Origin of the sequence: Streptomyces sp. NPDC032198 (assembly GCF_040636975.1) — a bacterium.
In the GTDB taxonomy this organism is placed as follows: Bacteria; Actinomycetota; Actinomycetes; order Streptomycetales; family Streptomycetaceae; genus Streptomyces.
This window is the reverse complement of the sequence record NZ_JBEZVL010000009.1, coordinates 416,330-436,302: the sequence shown is the minus strand read 5'-3', so window position 1 is coordinate 436,302 and position 19,973 is coordinate 416,330. Positions and strand designations below refer to the sequence as shown.

The window sequence follows — 19,973 nt, the reverse complement described above, 5'->3', positions numbered from 1 at the left end:
TACTGCAGGGGGGACCCTGTGGGAGAGTAGGACGCCGCCGAACTATTATTAACGGGAAACCCCCGCACCCTCTGGGTGCGGGGGTTTTCTGCGTTCCAGGCCCTTCGAAGCCGTCGAAGGGCCTTTTTCTATTTCTCTGTCCAGTCTCTCCAGTCAGAGGCGGCCGGCTGCCTTTAGGGACAGATATGCGTCTGCCAAGGCGGGGGCCAAGTCGGTGGGGGTGGCGTCCACGACGGTGACTCCGTGGCGCATGAGTTGTTCTGCCGTGCGGTGGCGTTCCGCGTGGGCCTGGGCGGCGGCAGCAGCGTCGTACACGGCTTCTGTTGTTCCGCGGGCCTTGGACATTTCCTCTATGTGAGGGTCGGCCACCGATGCCAGGAGGACTGTGTGGCGTTGGGTGAGCCGGGAGAGTACCGGGAGCAGGCCTTCCTCGATGGGGGCTGTGTCCAGGCTGGTCAGCAGCACTATCAGCGAGCTGCGGGTCGCGGTGCGGAGAGCTGTTGAGGTCAGGCCTCTGGCGTCCGTTTCGACGAGCTCCGGTTCCAGCGTGGCCAGGGCGTTGACGACTGAGGGGAGTACGTCGCCTGCTGCCCTGCCCTGAACCAGGGCGCGTACGCGGCGGTCATAGGCGAGGAGGTCCACTCGGTCTCCCGCTCGGGAGGCCAGGGCCGCGAGGAGCAGGGCCGCGTCCATCGACGCGTCGAGGCGCGGGGCGTCGCCGACGCGGCCCGCCGAGGTGCGGCCCGTGTCGAGGACCAGCAGGATGTGGCGGTCGCGTTCGGGGCGCCAGGTGCGGAGGGCGACCGTGGACCGGCGGGCGGTGGCGCGCCAGTCGATGGAGCGGGTGTCGTCGCCGGGGACGTAGTCGCGGAGACTGTCGAATTCCGTGCCCTGACCGCGGGTCAGGACGCTGGTGCGGCCGTCGAGTTCGCGGAGGCGGGCCAGCTTGGACGGGAGGTGCTTCCGGCTGGTGAAGGGGGGCAGGACCCGGAGCGTCCACGGGACCTTGTGGCTGCCCTGGCAGGTGAGGAGGCCGAGGGGGCCGTACGAGCGGATGGTGATGCGGTCGGCCTGGTGGTCGCCTCGGCGGGTGGGGCGCAGGCGGGTGGTGAGGCGGCGGCGCTCGCCCGGAGGGATCGTCAGCCGGTGCCGGGAGGATTCGACTTCGGTGCCGGGCTGCCAGCTGCTGGGGGGCCAGGCGTCGCGGAGTTGGGCGCGCAGGGGGCGGCCGGAGGGGTTGGTGACGGTCAGCTCGACGTCGGCGGATTCTCCGAGGCGTACGGAGGTGTCGCCTGCGCGGGTCAGGCCGAGGCGGCGTACGGGGGCGGCCAGGGCGAAGTCGCAGGCGCAGGCCAGGGCCAGCGGGGCGTTCACCGCGAGGATGCCTGTCCAGCTGGGGTCCCAGATGCCCACGGGGAGGCTGCCCAGGGCCGCAAGGAGCGCTGTGCGGCCGGTGAGGGCCATCAGCGGGGGACCGGGACGTGGGCGAGGATCGCGTTGATCACGGAGTCCGCTGTCACGCCCTCCATCTCGGCCTCCGGGCGGAGTTGGACGCGGTGGCGGAGGGTGGGGAGGGCGAGGGCCTTCACGTCGTCGGGGATGACGTAGTCGCGGCCCGTCAGCCAGGCCCAGGCGCGGGCCGTCGAGAGGAGCGCGGTCGCGCCTCGGGGGGAGACGCCGAGGGTGAGGGACGGGGATTCGCGCGTGGCACGGCAGATGTCGACCACGTACGCGGTGATCTCGGGGGAGACGGATGTCTTGGCGACGGCGGCGCGGGCGGCTTCCAGCTCGGCGGGGCCTGCCACGGGGCGGATGCCGGCGGCGTGCAGGTCGCGCGGGTTGAAGCCTTCCGCATGGCGCGTGAGGACGTTGATCTCGTCCTGGCGGGAGGGGAGGGGAACGGTGAGCTTGAGGAGGAAACGGTCCAGCTGGGCTTCGGGGAGGGGGTACGTGCCCTCGTACTCGACCGGGTTCTGGGTGGCCGCGACGAGGAAGGGCTCGGGGAGCGGGCGCGGGGTGCCGTCGACCGTGACCTGGCGTTCCTCCATCGCTTCGAGGAGGGAGGACTGGGTTTTGGGAGGGGTGCGGTTGATCTCGTCGGCGAGGAGGAGGTTGGTGAAGACCGGGCCGGGCTGGAACGAGAACTCGGTGGAGCGGGCGTCGTAGACGAGGGAGCCGGTGACGTCGCTCGGCATCAGGTCGGGGGTGAACTGGACGCGCTTGGTGTCGAGTTCGAGGGATGCGGCGAGGGCGCGGACGAGCAGGGTCTTCGCCACTCCGGGGACGCCTTCGAGGAGGACGTGGCCGCGGCAGAGGAGGGCCACGACGAGGCCCGTCACCGCGGGGTCCTGGCCGACCACGGCCTTGGAGATCTCGGTGCGCAGGGACTCCAGGGAGGAGCGGGCGCTGCCGGAGCTCCCGGCGTTGTCAGTGGTCGGGTCCATCATGAAGTACGTACCTCTCTTTCGAGGGCGTCGAGTTGGTCGGTGAGGGTGATGAGGGCTGCGTCGTTGGCCGGGGGTGGGCCGAAGAGGAGGGGGTGCAGGTCCTGGCCGGGGGTGCGGAGCCTGGCGGACAGGGCGGGGAGCAGGGTCTCGGGCGCGTGCGCCTGGGCGGGGGAGACGCCGATGAGGGGGGCGATGCGGGTGCGGGTGGCCGAGCGGAGTGCTGCGGCGGCGCGGTCGCGGGCGTTCGCCTTGCGGTAGAGGCGGGCGCGGCCTTCGACGGTCTCGGAGGCACGGATGGCCACGGGGAGGCGTTCGGGGACCAGCGGGCCGAGGCGGCGGGCGCGCCACAGGGCGGCGAGTGCGGCGGCGATGGCGAGTTGCAGGGTGCCCCATCGCCAGCCGGCGGGGATGAGGTCGAAGAAGCCGCGGTCGGCGTTGTCGTCGGTCGCCGCGTCGTCGGAGAGTGAGGGGAGGTACCAGACCAAGTGGGGGCGGGAGCCGAGGAGTTGCAGGGCCAGTGAGGCGTTGCCCTGCTCGTCGAGGCGGTCGTTGAAGAGGATGTCGGGGGCGCCGAGTACGACGGTGTCGCCGGGCCCGTCGGCGGCCGGGAGCTGCAGCAGGCTGGGGAGGCCGTCGCTGAGGTAGCAGGCTTCGGCGTTCGGGGCGAGGGTGTCGTAGCGGAGGCCGCCCACGTCCGCTGAGCCCGCGCGTTCGGCGGCGGGCAGGGAGCAGCGGGGGGAGAGCGTCGAGTCGAGGCTGGGGGTGGCGTCCGCGGTGACGCCGGGCGCGAGGGTGCTGACCGAGGGGGTGCCGGGGGCGAGGAGCACGGTGCGGCCTCGGGAGCTCTTGGTGGCTTCGCGGAGGCGTGACTGCTGGCGCTCGGTGAGCCGGTCGGGGGTGGTCACCAGGAGCGTGGTGTCCGGTCCTGCCGCTGCCCTGGCCTCTTCGGAGGTGGTGACCACGCGGGTGGATACGCCGCGGTCGGCGAGGAGTTCGGCGACCGCGCGGCTGCCGTAGGTGTCGGCCGAGCGCGGGTCGAGACGACCGTGCTGGCCGCTGGAGCGGACGGCCGCGAGGGCGATGGCGGTGGCCAGGAGGACGACCAGGGCGAGGAGGATGCCGCGGGTCTTGGTCCAGAGCTGGCGGGGGGTGGGGGCTGAGGAGGTGGGAGCGGGGGACCTTGGGGCGGGGGACGGGGAGGGGGAGCCGTTGGTGCCGGTGCCGTCGTTGCTGTTGCCGTTGCCGTTGCCGTTGCCGCTGCCGTTGCTGTTGCTGTTGCCGCTGCCGTTGCTGTTGCTGTTGCTGTTGCCGCTGCCGCTGCCGTTGCCGTTGCCGTTGCCGCTGCCGCTGCCGCTGCCGCTGCCGCTGGCCAGGGTGTTGTTGTCGGCTTTGGCTGTTCTGCTGGTGGTGCCGACGTTGGGTTCGGGCCGGTGTGTGTTCTCGGTGGGGCTGGGGTCGGTCTCGTGTTCGTTCTCGGTTGCCCTGTCGACTGTGCGGGGGGTGGTCTCGCTCTTGTCGTCGGTCGCCCTGGTGCTGGCGTCGGGGTCGGCGATGTTCTCGGCCCTGTAGGGGTCCTGGGGGGCCGTCAACTCGGGGCTCCCTGGGGGCTCAGGGTTGGTCTTGTTTGGGTCAGGGAGGTGTCCAGGGTGGTCAGGCGGTCGTACATCGGTTGTGTGGCGGTGCGGGCGCCGTACGTGATGGCGTCGAACGCCTGGGCCGCCGCGTGGAGTTCGGAGGCGTGGGCCGGGAAGGGGAGGGAGGCCTCCGCCGCAGCTTCGTCCGCTGTGCGGCCGGGGCGGGGGTCCAGGAGGGCGCGTTCCTCCAGGGCGCGGACCATCGCCCGCATGCGTTCCTGGACGGCTTGGTTCCAGTGGCCCTGGGCGGCGTGTGCCTCGGCGGCGGCGCGGTGTTCCGCCGCGGTGCGCGGGCGGTCGTCGAAGAGGGCGGGGGCCGACGAGGTGGGGGCGCGGTGCGGGGTGCCCAGGCGCCACCAGAGGGCCGCGGCGAGGGCAAGGACCGCGATGACGATGACCAGGAGGCCGAGGGTGCCGCCCGGGGTCGCCCCCGAGGCGGCGGTGAACAGTCCGTCGACCCAGTCCCAGAAGCCGTCCAGGGCACGCTGCAGGAGGCCGGGGTCGTTCTCGTGGTACGGCGGCTTGGATAGTTCGCGCTCGGCCGCCTCCCGTGCGGGGTCGCGCGGAATCGTCACCGGCGGGTCGTCGTCGCTGCCGGTGTGTCGTGTCAGTTGTGCGAGTCGCGTGAGTTGTGCGAGCGGCCCTGAGCCGTGCAGCACTGACCCCGTCACCGCATCAGCTCCCGGGGGTGCCGGGGGCGTTGGAGCCGTTGTCGCCCTGGAGGCCTGCCGCGCGCGCCAGTTCGAGGTCGAGGGCCTCGCGGCGGATCCGCTGGTCGATGTAGAGGAGGACCGTGACGCCGGCGGTGATCGGGAACGTCAGCATGGAGCCGATGATCGAGCCGATGCCGCTGACGATCAGGAAGGTCCAGCCGAGGTCGCCGGAGCCGCTGTCGAGGAAGCCGGTGACGCCGTCGCCGCTGAGCGCGCCCGCGATGAGGGTGAAGGGGATGACGATGATCGACGCCACTACGTTGGCGATGACCGCGGCGAGCAGCTGGATGCCGAACACCCGCCACCAGGAGCCGCGGACCAGCTTCACCGAGCGGGTCATCGACTTCTTCACGCCCTGCTTCTCCAGCATGAGGGCGGGCGAGGAGAGCGAGAAGCGGACCAGCAGCCAGATGGCGACGACACCGGCCGCGAAGCCGCCGAGGACGGCGAGGCTGATGCCCGCGTCGGACGCGCCGGCCACCGCGATCAGTACGCCGGGCAGGGTGCCCGCGGCGACGATCGCCATACCGATGAGCGGCAGCAGCAGCGTCAGGCCGATCAGCTTCGGCAGCCGAGGCCTGGCGTCCTGCCAGGCCTCGGCCGTGGTGACCGACTTACCGAGCACCGCGCGGCTGGTGACCATCGTGAGCAGGGCGGTGGCGACGATCGTGCCGAGCAGGGTGATCAGCAGGAGCACGCCGGAGCTCAGCAGGGTGTCGCCCAGGGCGCGGGTCAGTTCGCCGACGGTCGCGCTCGGGTCGTCCAGGGCGTCCGTGGAGGCGCTGTCGTCGAGGACGAGTCCCTGCAGCAGGATGACGATGATCTCCGTGAACACGGCCACGGCGAGGGAGATGCCGAGCACCGTGCGCCAGTGCGTACGCATCGTGGAGACCGCGCCGTCCAGGATCTCGCCGACGCCGAGGGGCCGCAGCGGGATGACACCGGGCTTGGCGGCGGGCGGCGGGCCCTGCCAGGCGCCCCAGCCGGGGTAGCCACCCGGCCCGCCGGGTCCGCCCGGCCTGCCGGGTCCACCGGGACCGGGGCCGCCGGGGCGTCCGCCGCCCCAGCCACCGCCGGGCGGAGGCGGCGGAGGCGGGGTCTGACCGGGTGCCGACGGGCTGGGGGCGGACCACTGGGCGGGCGGCGGCTGCTCCTTGGACCACTTCGAGGCCGGACCGTCGGGCCGGCCGGCGGCCGCGGGGGGCTCAGAGGGCTCGGAGGGCTCGGCGGGTTCGCGCTTGCCGGAGTCCTGGCCGTCGTCGGAGGGGGCAGATCCGGGCGAAGCCCAGCCCGGAGTGTCGTTCATCGTCGCTCCTTCACGGTGCCCGTCCGCGGTCGCGGCGGCAGGTTGCCAGCCATCGTGCCACGGCACACCCGTGCGGTGACCGGGCGGCGTATGGGCTGCACACCTTCAATTGTCCGTCAGGTAAGGGGCAGACTGGGCGGATGGCTGATCAGTACGCGCAATCAGGCGAGGACATACGGCCGACCGACACCCCGACGAGCTCACTGAACGAGGGCAAGAACGAGGGCAGGAACGCAGGGAAAGCGGCGCCTCCGGTGATTTCCGTGATCCGCTGGGCCGAGCCGCCGGAGGGCCCCGTACTGGTCCTCCTCGACCAGACCAGGCTGCCCGGCGAGGAGACCGAGCTGGTGTGCACGGACGCGCCTGCCCTGGTGCAGGCGATCCGCACGCTGGCGGTGCGCGGTGCGCCACTGCTCGGCATCGCCGGTGCGTACGGGGTCGCGCTGGCCGCCATACGCGGCTTCGACGTGGAGGAGGCGGCGGGCGCGCTCGTGGGGGCCAGGCCCACCGCGGTCAACCTCGGGTACGGCGTACGCAGGGCCCTGACGGCCTACCGCGCGGCGCTGGCGGGCGGTGCCGACCAGGAGCGGGCGGGCGCCGCGGCGCTTGCGGCGGCGCGGGAGCTGCACCGGGAGGACGCCGAGGCCAGCGGGAAGATGGCGGCGCACGGTCTGGCGCTGCTCGACGAGATGCTGCCCGGCGGCGGCCACCGGATCCTCACGCACTGCAACACGGGGGCGCTGGTCTCCGGCGGTGAGGGCACGGCGTTCGCGGTGGCCCTGGCGGCGCACCGGCAGGGACGTCTTCGCAGGCTGTGGGTGGACGAGACGCGTCCCTTGCTGCAGGGTTCGAGGCTGACCGCGTATGAGGCGGCGCGGGCCGGAATGGCGTACACCTTGCTTACGGACAATGCGGCGGGGTCGCTGTTCGCGGCGGGTGAGGTGGACGCCGTGCTGATCGGCGCGGACCGCATCGCGGCCGACGGTTCGGTGGCCAACAAGGTGGGGAGCTATCCGCTCGCGGTGCTGGCCCGCTACCACCACGTGCCGTTCATCGTGGTGGCGCCGGTCACGACCGTGGACCCGGACACCCCGGACGGAGCGTCCATCGAGGTGGAGCAGCGGGCGAGTCATGAAGTGACGGAGGTCACGGCACCCTATGTGCTGATGGCCGGGCTTGAAGCAGGAGGCGGGATCGCGGTGGCACCTCTGGGGACCCAGGCGTACAACCCCGCGTTCGACGTGACACCACCGGAGCTGGTGACGGCGATCGTCACCGAGGAAGGCGTCGTGTCGCCCGTGACAGCAGGGGGCCTGGACGAGCTGTGTGCCAGGTCACGCCAGGTAACGATGAGCTAATGGGATGATGTCAGGCATGAAGGGACGAGTCCTTGTCGTCGACGACGACACCGCACTGGCCGAGATGCTCGGGATTGTGCTGCGTGGTGAAGGTTTTGAGCCGTCGTTCGTAGCTGATGGCGACAAGGCGCTGGCCGCTTTCAGGGAGGCAAAGCCGGATCTTGTACTGCTGGATTTGATGTTGCCGGGCCGTGATGGCATCGAGGTGTGCCGCCTGATCAGGGCGGAGTCCGGGGTGCCGATCGTCATGCTCACGGCCAAGAGCGACACGGTGGACGTGGTGGTCGGCCTGGAGTCGGGCGCCGATGACTACATCGTGAAGCCCTTCAAGCCGAAGGAGCTCGTGGCCCGCATCAGGGCGCGGCTGCGGAGGTCCGAGGAGCCCGCGCCGGAGCAGCTGACCATCGGTGACCTGGTCATCGACGTGGCGGGGCACTCCGTGAAGCGGGAGGGCCAGTCGATCGCGCTGACCCCGCTGGAGTTCGACCTCCTGGTCGCGCTGGCCCGCAAGCCGTGGCAGGTGTTCACGCGTGAGGTGCTCCTGGAGCAGGTCTGGGGCTACCGCCACGCGGCCGACACCCGTCTGGTGAACGTGCACGTCCAGCGGCTGCGCTCGAAGGTCGAGAAGGACCCCGAGCGCCCGGAGATCGTGGTGACCGTCCGTGGTGTCGGTTACAAGGCCGGACCGAGCTGACATGTCCCGGGACAGTTCCCCCGCACCGCCCGGGGCTCCGGCTCCGGGCGGACGCCCGGGGCGGACTGGAGGACGGCGCAGCACCACGTTCGGGCGGCTGCTCGACGGTGGTCTGCTGTTGCAGGACGGGGTGCAGGGCAGCCCCGTCCTGCGGCTCTTCGTGCGCTGGGTGCGGCGTCCGCTGCTGCCCGCCGTGCGGTTGTGGCGGCGCAACATCCAGCTGAAGGTCGTCGTCACGACGCTGCTCATGTCGCTCGGCGTCGTGCTGATGCTCGGCTTCGCCGTCATGAGTTCCGTGAACAACGGCCTGCTCAAGGCCAAGGTGAAGGCCTCGCAGAGCCAGGCCGACGGTGGATTCCGGGCGGCCCAGGACGAGGCGAACTCCGCGCGGCCGCGCTCCGGGCAGGACAGCGGCACGACCGACGGAGGGACCACACCGCCCACTGCCATGTGGATGTCGGACCTGGTGGAGCAGCTCTCCAGCGGTGGTCAGAGCGCGTTCAACGTGGTGACGCTGAGTCCCACGTCCACGCCGGGCGGTGCCAGCGTGCGCGGGCCGCGTGCCTCCGGGGGCGTGGACCCGATCCAGAGCGTGCCCGAGTCGCTGCGCGACAGCGTCGACAAGGGCACCAGGGCGTATCAGAGCAATACGCGCATCGTCTTCAACGACGGCCGTGACGCACAGCCCGGCCTCGTCATAGGCAAGCGTCTGAACGACCTGAACGGCGATCCCTACCAGCTGTACTACCTCTTCCCGCTGACGCAGGAGGAGGAGTCCCTCGGCGTCGTCAGGACGACGCTCGCCACCGCGGGTCTGTTCGTCGTGGTGCTGCTCGGTGCCATCGCCTGGCTGGTGGTCCGCCAGGTCGTCACGCCGGTACGGATGGCCGCGGGCATCGCCGAGCGGCTGTCCGCCGGGCGCCTTCAGGAACGTATGAAGGTCACGGGAGAGGACGACATCGCGCGGCTCGGCGAGGCCTTCAACAAGATGGCGCAGAACCTCCAGCTCAAGATCCAGCAGCTGGAGGAGCTCTCGCGGATGCAGCGGCGGTTCGTCTCGGACGTCTCGCACGAGCTGCGTACGCCGCTGACGACCGTACGGATGGCGGCCGATGTCATCCACGACGCGCGCGTGGACTTCGATCCGGTCACCGCGCGGTCGGCCGAGCTGCTCGCCGACCAGCTGGACCGGTTCGAGACGCTGCTCGCGGATCTCCTGGAGATCAGCCGGTTCGACGCGGGCGCGGCGGCCCTGGAGGCCGAGCCGATAGACCTGCGTGAGGTCGTACGACGGGTCGTGGGCGGCGCGGAGCCGCTCGCGGACCGCAAGGGGACGCACATCCGGATCGTCGGGGACCAGCAGCCCGTGGTCGCGGAGGCCGACGCACGCCGTGTGGAGCGGGTCCTGCGCAACCTCGTGGTCAACGCCGTGGAGCACGGCGAGGGCCAGGACGTCGTGGTGCGGCTCGCGGTGGCGGGCGGTGCGGTCGCCGTCGCGGTGCGGGACTACGGAGTGGGGCTCAAGCCCGGCGAGGCGACCCGCGTGTTCAGCCGCTTCTGGCGGGCCGACCCGGCACGCGCGCGTACCACCGGGGGTACGGGCCTCGGGCTCTCCATCGCACTGGAAGACGCACGGCTGCACGGCGGCTGGCTGCAGGCGTGGGGCGAGCCGGGCGGCGGCTCGCAGTTCCGTCTGACACTGCCGCGCACGGCGGACGAGGCGCTGCGGGGATCGCCGATACCGCTGGAGCCCGACGACTCGCGGCGCCACCGCGGCCTGAACGACGCGGGTCTGCCGCTCGGCGGCGCGAACAAGCTCGCCACGGTGCCCGCGCAGCCCACGGTGTCGGAACGGGTGCCGCCGCCCGTCCCGGCCCGGGCGCCGATCGCGCCGCGGCTCGCCCAGGCGGCCACGACGGCGGACCCCACCGCGTTGCCGGGCAGCGGTTCGCGGGTCGTGCCGCGCCGGCCGCTGGACGACGACATGCCGCGCCAGGAGGAGCCCGACGGCCCCCGGGCGGACCGGAGCTCCGATGAACGGGCGGCGGACGCCGCGACGGACACGGATCGCGCGAACGGGACGGAAACGGATCCCGCCAGGGAAACGGATCCCGCCAGGGAAGGGGAGGCCTCTCGTGGGCGCTGACCACGATCGCCGCGCCCGTCGGCGTCCACTGCGGGCCGGTGTGCTGTTCGGTTCCTGCGGGGTGCTGCTCGCGGGGTGTGCCTCGATGCCCGACAGCGGGAACCTGAAGGCGGTCGACGCCTCCCAGCGGCCCGACTCGCAGTCGCAGGTCCGGGTCTACGCGATGCCGCCGGGTGACGACGCGGGCCCCGAGGAGATCGTCCAGGGCTTTCTCGAGGCGCTGACCAGTGACGATCCCGAGTTCGCGATGGCGCGCAAGTATCTGACCAAGGAAGCCTCCAAGGGCTGGAACCCCGAGGCGCAGACCACGGTCCTCGAGAGCGGGCCGAGCACGGGTACGGGCAGTGTCGGGGACGGCGGTGATACCGGCCGTTCGTTCCCGCTGACCGGCCGCAAGGTCGCCACCGTGGACAAGGAGCACGCCTACCAGCTCGACAACGCCGCGTACAACCAGGTCGTCCACCTCACCCAGCAGGCCGGCCCCAACGGCAAGGAGTGGCGGATCGACGGGGTGCCGCAGGGGGTCGTGCTCGGACAGTCCGACTTCCAGCGCATCTACTGGTCCGTCAACAAGTACTACTTCGCGACGCGTTCCTCCGGTTCGACCGGTGGCGGCCAGGAAGGGCTCGTCGCCGACCCCGTCTACATACGCCAGCGAATAGACCCCGTGACGGAGACCGTCAAGGCGGTGCTCGACGGGCCCACCACCTGGCTCAAGCAGGTCGTGGGCACGCGCTTCCCGACGGGTACGCGGCTCAAGGCGGACACCAGGACGCTGGCCCCCGACGACCAGGGCAAGCTGACGGTGCCGCTGAACGGGAAGGCCGATGCCATAGGGCAGGAGCGGTGCACGGAGATGGCCGCGCAACTGCTCTTCACGCTCCAGGACCTGACGTCGTCCGGCGTCGAGGAGGTGGAGCTGCAGCGCCGCAACGGCTCGCAGCTGTGCGTCCTGAGCAAGGACCGGGCCGAGGCCGTCGCCTCGCGCCGCACCGCGGAGCACCCCGACTACCAGTACCTCATCGACGACAAGCGGCGCCTCGTGCGGATGCGTGCCGGCGCCGGCGGCAAGGACGATCCGCAGCCCGTGCAGGGGCAGTTGGGCAGTGGCGGGCAGCCGCTGCGTTCGGCCGCCGTGTCGCGGGACGAGGAGCGGGCGGCCGGGGTGTCGCTCGACGGGCGCTCGCTGTACATGGGGTCGCTGGTCTCCGAGGGGTCGCTCGGCAAGCCGGAGGTACGCAGCAAGGCCAAGTCGGAGAAGGACGGTCTCTCGACGCCGAGCTGGGACGGCCGCGGCGACCTGTGGGTGGCCGACCGTGACCTGAAGCGGCCGCGGCTGCTCTGGCTCGCGCAGGGCGCGGGAGAGCCGCTGCCGGTCAAGATCGCGAACCTCGACGGACGGATCGAGGCGGTGCGGGTGTCGGCCGACGGGGTGCGGATCGCGCTGCTCGTGAAGAAGGACGGCAAGACGACCCTGCAGATCGGCCGTGTCGAGCGGACGGGCGCCAAGGGTGAGCAGCCGCAGATCTCCGTGGACGGACTGCGCCAGGCGGCACCGCAGATGGAGGAGGTCACCGCCATGTCGTGGGCGGGCGGCAGCCGCCTCGTGGTGGTCGGGCGCGAGTCCGGTGGCGTGCAGCAGATGCGGTACGTCCAGAGCGACGGTTCGGTGCCCGCCGGTGCGACGCTGCCCGGCCTCACCGGCGTCAAGGAGATCGCGGCGTCCGAGGACGAGAGGCTGCCGCTGGTGGCGCACTCGGACGACGGGATCGTGCAGCTGCCGACGGGTGCGCAGTGGCAGACGGTGGTCAAGGAGGGGACGGCTCCGGTCTATCCGGGGTGACGTCGTCCCTGGAGCAACGCCTCCAGCTGTGCCGCGGAGTTGTCCACAGGCGGTTGTCCACAGGGGTGGCAGGGCCGCTCGCGGCTTGGCACAGTGGTGGGCATGCCGGGGTGGTGGCAGGACCTCACCGATCTGGTGCTGCCGGCCGAGTGCGGAGGCTGTGGCAGGCCTCGTGCGGCGCTCTGCGCCCAGTGCCGCGAGGCCCTGTGCGGGGCCGCGCCGTGCCGGGTGAGCCCTGATCCCCGGCCGCCGGGGCTGCCGGTGGTGCATGCGGCGGCTCCGTACGGGAACTCGGTGCGGTCGGTGCTGCTCGCGCACAAGGAGCGGGGCGCTCTGGGGCTCGTGGTGCCGCTGGGCGCGGGGCTGGCCGGGGCGGTGCGTGCCGCGCTGCGGGAGAGTGCCGGGTTGCCGGACAGTGCTGATCGGGGTGGTGGTGACGCTCCGGTACTGCTGGTGCCCGTGCCGTCGGCTCGCGGGGCCGTCCGGGCGCGGGGGCACGATCCCGTACGGCGGATCGCGCTGGCCGCTGCGGGTGAGCTGCGGCGGGGCGGGATGCGGGCCCGGGTGCTCGGCGTGCTGCGTCATCGGCGTGCCGTGGCCGACCAGGCGGGGCTCAACTCCCGTCAGCGGCAGGCGAATCTGCGGGGCGCCCTGGAGGTGACCGCGGGTGGCGGGCGGCTCATCGCCGGTGGGCGGGTCGTGATCGTGGACGACCTGATGACCACGGGCGCGACTTTGGCGGAGGCGGCGCGCGCAATACGTGACGTACGCACGGAAAGTAAAGGGCCGACCCCTTTGGTAACAGCCCGTGAAATTACCTGCGAGAACACGATCTCCGCAGCTGTTGTCGCCTCCTCACCGGATTCTTTCGGAATAAACCGGAACTGACTGGGAACTTGCATCGTTGCAGGTAGTGAGAGGGTCAATGCACCTGAATGGAGGTATGCGGCGGTAGAGGGTGACGACATCCGTCCGGGCGAGATATGTTCGGTTGTGAGGAATGGCGGACGCCGACCCTCGCATATCGGAATGCCGGTCGCCGGGTTTTTCGCAATCACCCGGGCCGGTCGGGGTGGAGATCTTGTTCGCGGGGGAGGAGGAGGTGGAAGTCACCGAGTCCGAGGCTCCGGGAGTCACCGGGGCCTGGTGCAAAAGGGAGATGCTCCGCCGCCGAAGCGGAGCGATCCGGGAACGGAGTTCTGCGTGGACATCGTCGTCAAGGGCCGCAAGACCGAGGTGCCCGAGCGGTTCCGCAAGCACGTGGCCGAGAAGCTGAACCTGGAGAAGATCCAGAAGCTCGACGGCAAGGTGATCAGCCTCGACGTCGAGGTGTCCAAGGAAGCCAACCCGCGGCAGGCCGACCGTTCCGACCGCGTGGAGATCACACTCCGCGGACGGGGACCCGTGATTCGCGCGGAGGCATCGGCGACCGATCCGTACGCGGCGCTCGACCTGGCCACCGCCAAGCTCGACGCACGGCTGCGCAAGCAGCACGAGAAGCGCCACAACCGGCGCGGCACCGGCAGGCTCTCCGCCGCCGAGGTGGCCGAGCGGGTGCCGGACGCGGCCACTCTCAACGGGGACGGCTCGCTCGTGCGGGAGGAAGAGCCGGACGGCGTGCCCGTCAAGCGGATCGGCTCACTGGAGATCCAGGGCGAAGGCCCCCTCGTGGTCCGCGAGAAGAGCCACGTGGCAGCCCCGATGACGCTCGACCAGGCGCTCTACGAGATGGAACTCGTCGGGCACGACTTCTACTTGTTCGTCGACTCGGAGTCGAAGGAACCGAGTGTCGTCTACCGGCGCCACGCCTATGACTACGGCGTCATCCGCCTCAACACCGACCCCATGGTCGCGCGGGCCGAGTCCGCCGGCGGTGGCGGTGCGCTCGGCGGCTGACCCCTGGTCGGCGGAGGTCCGAGATGGTGCCCCTGGAGCGCGTGTGCGCCCCCAGGGGCATCATCATGCGACCCCTGCGGGCACCGCGCGGCGGCCCGGGCATGAAATCATGGGCGGAGCCGGCCAACCGGTGTGCTGCTGCCTCCGGTTGGCGGCAGCGGACGCACAAAGGGCCATGGCCTTCAGGGGGAGGGAACGATGGCGGACAGCTTCGGACCGATGCGGGATGCCGATGACGACGACGGCATCGGCATCGGCACGGACATGGGCGCACCACGCAAGGAGCCCATCCGGGTCCTTGTGGTGGATGACCACGCGCTCTTCCGCCGGGGCCTGGAGATCGTCCTCGCGGCCGAGGAGGACATCCAGGTGGTCGGGGAGGCGGGCGACGGCGCCGAGGCGGTGGACAAGGCAGCCGACCTGCTGCCGGACATCGTCCTGATGGACGTACGCATGCCCAAGCGCGGCGGCATCGAGGCGTGCACCTCCATCAAGGAGGTCGCGCCGAGCGCGAAGATCATCATGCTGACGATCAGCGACGAGGAGGCCGACCTCTACGACGCGATCAAGGCGGGCGCCACGGGCTATCTCCTCAAGGAGATCTCCACGGACGAGGTGGCGACGGCGATTCGGGCGGTGGCCGACGGGCAGTCGCAGATCAGCCCGTCCATGGCGTCGAAACTGCTGACCGAGTTCAAGTCGATGATCCAGCGCACCGACGAGCGCAGACTGGTGCCCGCGCCGCGGCTGACCGACCGCGAGCTCGAGGTGCTGAAGCTCGTCGCCACGGGCATGAACAACCGCGACATCGCGAAGGAACTGTTCATCTCCGAGAACACCGTGAAGAACCACGTGCGCAACATCCTGGAGAAGCTGCAGCTGCACTCCAGGATGGAGGCGGTCGTCTACGCGATGCGGGAGAAGATCCTCGAGATCAGGTGAGGGCGCGGACCAGCTCGGCGGTCAGTTCGGGACGGTCCACGCGCTCCACCCGTACGGAATCGCAGTTCACCCACGTCGCCGCTTCACGCAGGGCCTGGGCCACCGCGGGCACGGACCTGGGGCCGTCCAGTGACACCTGCTTGGCGACCAGCGTGCTGCCGTCGCGGGCGGGGTCCACGCGGCCGACCAGCCGGCCTCCGGCCAGGACCGGCATCGCGAAATAGCCGTGGATCCGCTTCGGCTTGGGGACGTACGCCTCCAGGCGGTGGGTGAAGCCGAAGATCCGCTCCGTGCGGGCCCGCTCCCAGATCAGGGAGTCGAAGGGCGAGAGGAGCGTCGTGCGGTGGCGGCCGCGCGGGGCCGTCGCCAGCGCCGCGGGGTCGGCCCAGGCGGGCTTGTCCCAGCCCTCCACCGTCACCGGGACCAGGCCCGAGTCCGCGACCACCGCGTCGAACTGCTCGCCCTTGAGGCGGTGATAGTCCGCGATGTCCGCGCGCGTGCCGACGCCCAGGGCCTGGCCCGCCAGGCGGACCAGACGGCGCAGGCACTCCCCGTCGTCCAGGTCGTCATGGAGCAGCGTCTTGGGGATCGCGCGCTCAGCGAGGTCGTACACCCGCTTCCAGCTGCGCCGCTCGGTGCAGACCACCTCGCCGTACATCAGCGCCCGCTCGACGGCGACCTTCGCGTCCGACCAGTCCCACCACTCGCCCTTGTTCTTCGCGCCGCCCAACTCCGTCGCGGTGAGGGGGCCTTCGGCGGTGAGCTGCTTGATGACCGTGTCGTACGCACCGTCCGGCAGGTCGTGGTGCCAGTGCGGGCGGGTGCGGTAGGCGCGGCGGCGGAAGGCGAAGTGCGGCCACTCCTCGATGGGCAGGATGCACGCGGCGTGCGACCAGTACTCGAAGGCGTGCGGCCGGGCGGGGCCGGTGCCGGACGCCCCGTCCCAGTACGCCGCCTCGATCCTGTCGCGGCCTACGGCGCCGAGACGGGCGTACGGAATGAGCTCGTGGGAGCGGGCGAGGACCGAGATCGTGTCGAGCTGGACCGCGCCGAGATGCCGCAGCACGCCCCGCACACCGGACCTGCGGTCCGGCGCGCCCAGGAATCCCTGGGCGCGGAGCGCGATGCGGCGGGCCTCGTCGGCGGACAGGTCGATGGCGGGGCGCGGCAGGCTCGTCATGCCGGAAACGATAGGGGGCGGCACTGACAATGCCGCCGGATCCCTCCGGCCGGGGCGGACGGCGGACCTCAGCCCTTGGCGTCGCGGCCTGCCTGGGCGTCCCTCGCGGGCAGATACGGCTGGATCGACGACAGGCCGATGTCGCCGGGCAGCAGGGCGCCCACCCAGCAGTCACGCAGCGTGGCCTTGTTCAGGAGGGCGCCGCGCAGGGTGCCCTCGAAGGTGAAGCCCGCCTTCTCCGCCACCGCGCGCGATGCGGTGTTGCCGACCTCGGCGCGCCACTCAAGGCGGTTGCAGCCCAGGTCGGTGAAGGCCCACCTGGCCAGGGTGAGGACGATCTCCGTCATATAGCCGCTGCCCCGGTGCTCCTTCGCCGTCCAGAAGCCGACCTCCCAGGCGCCCGAGCGCGGGTGGTGGAGGCTGGCGGCGGCGATCAGGGGGCCGCCACCCCGGGGACGTACGGCAAAGGTGTACTCCGTGTCGTGGCGCCAGCCGTCCGGCACCATGCGCGTGACGAAGCCCTCCGCGTCCGTGCGCGCGTAGGGCGAGGGGATCGTGGTCCAGCGCTGGGTGTCGGCGTCCTGGCAGGCTTCGTACGTCTCGTCGATGTCGGCGGGCGTGAAAGCGCGCAGGACCAGGCGTTCGGTGGTGAGAGTGACGGGCTCCATCCGGTGATTCTGCGGGGGCCGGGCTCGGCGGGCCAGTGTTTTTCGCCGAGCATTCCCCCGTATTTCGCCGAGCGCTGATCGGCACAACCCGGCACCTTCCAGGCCCCCCGCCCGTTGACGTATCGGCAGACCTCCCGGCGCGGCCCGCTCCTCGCTTACGATGGCCGTTGCCCTATGAGTAAACCGACCATGCCAGGCCCGACCGGCAAGGAGACCAACCCTCGTGTCCGTCCTCTCGAAGATCATGCGTGCAGGCGAAGGCAAGATCCTGCGCAAGCTGCACCGCATCGCGGACCAGGTCAAGTCCATCGAAGAGGACTTCGTCAGCCTCTCCGACGCCGAGCTGCGCGCCCTGACCGAGGAGTACAAGGAGCGTTACGCCGACGGCGAGACCCTTGACGACCTCCTCCCCGAGGCCTTCGCCACGGTGCGTGAAGCCGCCAAGCGCGTCCTCGGCCAGCGGCACTACGACGTCCAGATGATGGGCGGCGCCGCGCTGCACCTCGGCTACGTCGCCGAGATGAAGACGGGTGAGGGCAAGACCCTCGTCGGTACGCTCCCCGCTTACCTGAACGCCCTGTCGGGCAAGGGCGTGCACCTGATCACGGTCAACGACTACCTGGCCGAGCGCGACTCCGAGATGATGGGCCGCGTCCACAAGTTCCTCGGTCTGTCCGTCGGCTGCATCATCGCCAACATGACGCCGGCTCAGCGCCGCGAGCAGTACGCCTGCGACATCACGTACGGCACGAACAACGAGTTCGGATTCGACTACCTGCGCGACAACATGGCGTGGTCGAAGGACGAACTGGTGCAGCGCGGCCACAACTTCGCGATCGTCGACGAGGTCGACTCGATCCTGGTGGACGAGGCCCGTACACCGCTGATCATCTCCGGCCCCGCCGACCAGGCCACCAAGTGGTACGGCGACTTCGCCAAGTTGGTCACCCGCCTCACCAAGGGCGAGCCCGGCAACCAGCTCAAGGGCATCGAGGAGACCGGCGACTACGAGGTCGACGAGAAGAAGCGCACCGTCGCCATCCACGAGTCCGGTGTCTCCAAGGTCGAGGACTGGCTGGGCATCGACAACCTGTACGAGTCGGTGAACACGCCGCTGGTGGGTTATCTCAACAACGCCATCAAGGCCAAGGAACTCTTCAAGAAGGACAAGGACTACGTCGTCATCGACGGCGAAGTCATGATCGTCGACGAGCACACCGGCCGTATCCTCGCCGGCCGCCGCTACAACGAGGGCATGCACCAGGCGATCGAGGCGAAGGAAGGGGTGGACATCAAGGACGAGAACCAGACCTTGGCCACGATCACCCTTCAGAACTTCTTCCGGCTCTACAAGCGCCACGACCACGACGGCAAGGAAGTCTCCGGCCTCTGCGGCATGACCGGTACGGCCATGACCGAGGCCGCCGAGTTCCACCAGATCTACAAGCTGGGCGTCGTGCCGATCCCGACGAACCGGCCCATGGTCCGCGCCGACCAGTCGGACCTGATCTACCGCACCGAGGTAGCCAAGTTCGCCGCCGTCGTCGACGACATCGCCGAGAAGCACGAGCAGGGCCAGCCGATCCTGGTCGGCACGACCTCCGTCGAGAAGTCGGAGTACCTCTCCCAGCAGCTCTCCAAGCGCGGGGTGCAGCACGAGGTCCTGAACGCCAAGCAGCACGACCGTGAGGCGCCGATCATCGCCCAGGCCGGCCGCAAGGGCGCCGTCACCGTCGCCACGAACATGGCCGGACGAGGCACGGACATCAAGCTCGGCGGCAACCCCGACGACCTCGCCGAGGCGGAGCTGCGCCAGCGCGGCCTCGACCCCGTCGAGCACGTCGAGGAGTGGGCCGCGGCGCTGCCCGCCGCCATGGAGAAGGCCGAGCGTTCCGTGAAGGCGGAGTTCGAGGAGGTCAAGGAGCTCGGCGGGCTGTACGTGCTGGGCACCGAGCGCCACGAGTCGCGCCGCATCGACAACCAGCTGCGCGGTCGTTCCGGCCGTCAGGGCGACCCCGGCGAGTCCCGGTTCTACCTCTCGCTCGGCGACGACCTGATGCGTCTCTTCAAGGCGCAGATGGTCGAGCGCGTGATGGCCATGGCGAACGTCCCGGACGACGTCCCGATCGAGAACAAGATGGTGACGCGCGCGATCGCGTCCGCCCAGTCGCAGGTCGAGCAGCAGAACTTCGAGACGCGTAAGAACGTCCTGAAGTACGACGAGGTCCTCAACCGGCAGCGCGAGGTCATCTACGGCGAGCGTCGCCGGGTCCTGGAGGGCGAGAACCTCGAGGAGCAGGTCACGCACTTCATGGACGACACGATCGACGCGTACATCGCGGCGGAGACCGCCGAGGGCTTCGCCGAGGAGTGGGACCTGGACCGGCTGTGGGGCGCCTTCAAGCAGCTCTACCCGGTGAAGGTCACCGTCGAGGAGCTGGAGGAGGACGCGGGTGACCGCGCGGGTCTGACCGCCGAGTTCATCTCCGACTCCATCAAGGACGACATCCACCAGCAGTACGAGGCGCGTGAGGAGCAGCTCGGCTCCGAGATCATGCGTGAGCTGGAGCGGCGGGTCGTCCTCTCGGTGCTCGACCGCAAGTGGCGCGAGCACCTCTACGAGATGGACTACCTCCAGGAGGGCATCGGCCTCCGTGCCATGGCGCAGAAGGACCCGCTGGTCGAGTACCAGCGCGAGGGCTTCGACATGTTCAACGCCATGATGGACGGCATCAAGGAAGAGTCCGTCGGCTACCTGTTCAACCTGGAGGTCCAGGTCGAGCAGCAGGTCGAGGAGGTTCCGGTGACGGACTCGGCCGAGGGCGGGGCTTCCCTCCAGAAGAAGGACGCCGTGCCTGCGGGCGGTGGCCGTCCCGAGATCCGCGCCAAGGGGCTCGACGCCCCGCAGCGACCCGACCGTCTCCACTTCCAGGCGCCGAACGCCGAGGGTGGCGTCGACGAGGGGGACTTCGAGACCGAGGACGCGGGTGTGCGGTCGGAGTCGGACGGGATGACGCGGGCGGAGCGGCGCAAGGCTCAGAAGGGTGGGCGTCGCCGTAAGAAGTAGCGCTGCGTTGGGCTGCGCTGGGCTTTGACAGTCGGCGTTGGCGGCAGTTGCTTTGACGAAGGGCCGGGCACGGGTTGTG

The 19,973-nt window shown here is 70.6% G+C and carries 14 protein-coding genes and 1 pseudogene; 8 read left to right on the top strand and 7 right to left on the bottom strand.

The features are described 5' to 3' along the window. Window positions 1-153 precede the first annotated feature (153 nt). From AB0E78_RS25765 to AB0E78_RS25745, 5 genes and pseudogenes are all read right to left on the bottom strand, one after another. Window positions 154-1,464 (bottom strand): DUF58 domain-containing protein, encoded by a 1,311-nt coding sequence (locus tag AB0E78_RS25765; RefSeq protein WP_361836753.1) that lies wholly within the window; start codon window positions 1,462-1,464, stop codon window positions 154-156. Next, window positions 1,464-2,444, bottom strand: coding sequence for a MoxR family ATPase (locus AB0E78_RS25760; RefSeq protein ID WP_361836750.1), 981 nt, complete (start codon window positions 2,442-2,444; stop codon window positions 1,464-1,466). Before AB0E78_RS25760 ends, AB0E78_RS25765 begins: the two co-directional genes overlap by 1 nt. Beyond that, window positions 2,444-3,613 (bottom strand): annotated as a pseudogene (locus tag AB0E78_RS25755) (DUF4350 domain-containing protein); the annotation flags it as partial. The pseudogene AB0E78_RS25755 and the gene AB0E78_RS25760, both read right to left, overlap by 1 nt. Before the next feature lie 419 nt (window positions 3,614-4,032). Beyond that, window positions 4,033-4,692 carry a DUF4129 domain-containing protein gene (locus AB0E78_RS25750; protein WP_361836826.1) on the bottom strand — a complete coding sequence of 220 codons (660 nt, stop codon included), beginning with the start codon at window positions 4,690-4,692 and terminating at the stop codon, window positions 4,033-4,035. 64 nt (window positions 4,693-4,756) lie between these two features. Further along, window positions 4,757-6,100 carry a glycerophosphoryl diester phosphodiesterase membrane domain-containing protein gene (locus AB0E78_RS25745; RefSeq protein ID WP_361836747.1) on the bottom strand — a complete coding sequence of 448 codons (1,344 nt, stop codon included), beginning with the start codon at window positions 6,098-6,100 and terminating at the stop codon, window positions 4,757-4,759. Window positions 6,101-6,240: 140 nt separating this feature from the next. Here AB0E78_RS25745 and mtnA point away from each other — a divergent pair, with 140 nt between their 5' ends. The 7 genes from mtnA (at window position 6,241) to AB0E78_RS25710 (ending at window position 14,979) form a co-directional block, all read left to right on the top strand. After that, window positions 6,241-7,458 (top strand): S-methyl-5-thioribose-1-phosphate isomerase, encoded by a 1,218-nt coding sequence (gene mtnA, locus AB0E78_RS25740; protein ID WP_361836745.1) that lies wholly within the window; start codon window positions 6,241-6,243, stop codon window positions 7,456-7,458. 4 nt (window positions 7,459-7,462) lie between these two features. After that, entirely contained in the window at window positions 7,463-8,152 is a 690-nt protein-coding gene (gene mtrA, locus AB0E78_RS25735; RefSeq protein WP_361836743.1) for a two-component system response regulator MtrA, read from the top strand. Window position 8,153: 1 nt separating this feature from the next. Continuing rightward, complete coding sequence (gene mtrB / locus AB0E78_RS25730) at window positions 8,154-10,298, top strand: MtrAB system histidine kinase MtrB (RefSeq protein WP_361836740.1); 2,145 nt, start codon at window positions 8,154-8,156, stop codon at window positions 10,296-10,298. A gap of 85 nt (window positions 10,299-10,383) precedes the next feature. After that, window positions 10,384-12,141: an LpqB family beta-propeller domain-containing protein gene (locus AB0E78_RS25725; RefSeq protein ID WP_361836824.1), complete on the top strand. Its 1,758-nt coding sequence runs from the start codon at window positions 10,384-10,386 to the stop codon at window positions 12,139-12,141. A 102-nt stretch (window positions 12,142-12,243) separates the two neighbouring features. Continuing rightward, a complete protein-coding gene (locus tag AB0E78_RS25720; protein ID WP_361836738.1) occupies window positions 12,244-13,029 on the top strand; it encodes a phosphoribosyltransferase family protein in 786 nt (261 codons plus the stop codon). 258 nt (window positions 13,030-13,287) lie between these two features. Next, window positions 13,288-14,037 (top strand): ribosome-associated translation inhibitor RaiA, encoded by a 750-nt coding sequence (raiA, locus tag AB0E78_RS25715; RefSeq protein ID WP_361836735.1) that lies wholly within the window; start codon window positions 13,288-13,290, stop codon window positions 14,035-14,037. A gap of 198 nt (window positions 14,038-14,235) precedes the next feature. Further along, window positions 14,236-14,979 carry a response regulator transcription factor gene (locus AB0E78_RS25710; RefSeq protein WP_361836732.1) on the top strand — a complete coding sequence of 248 codons (744 nt, stop codon included), beginning with the start codon at window positions 14,236-14,238 and terminating at the stop codon, window positions 14,977-14,979. On the opposite strand, the gene AB0E78_RS25705 is transcribed toward AB0E78_RS25710, so the two are convergent. Further along, window positions 14,972-16,159 carry a crosslink repair DNA glycosylase YcaQ family protein gene (locus AB0E78_RS25705; protein ID WP_361836730.1) on the bottom strand — a complete coding sequence of 396 codons (1,188 nt, stop codon included), beginning with the start codon at window positions 16,157-16,159 and terminating at the stop codon, window positions 14,972-14,974. The genes AB0E78_RS25710 and AB0E78_RS25705 overlap by 8 nt on opposite strands. A 68-nt stretch (window positions 16,160-16,227) precedes the next feature. Then, a complete protein-coding gene (locus tag AB0E78_RS25700) occupies window positions 16,228-16,827 on the bottom strand; it encodes a GNAT family N-acetyltransferase (RefSeq protein WP_361836728.1) in 600 nt (199 codons plus the stop codon). Window positions 16,828-17,050: 223 nt separating this feature from the next. Here AB0E78_RS25700 and secA point away from each other — a divergent pair, with 223 nt between their 5' ends. Beyond that, window positions 17,051-19,894 (top strand): preprotein translocase subunit SecA, encoded by a 2,844-nt coding sequence (gene secA / locus AB0E78_RS25695; protein ID WP_361836726.1) that lies wholly within the window; start codon window positions 17,051-17,053, stop codon window positions 19,892-19,894. Window positions 19,895-19,973: the final 79 nt, after the last annotated feature.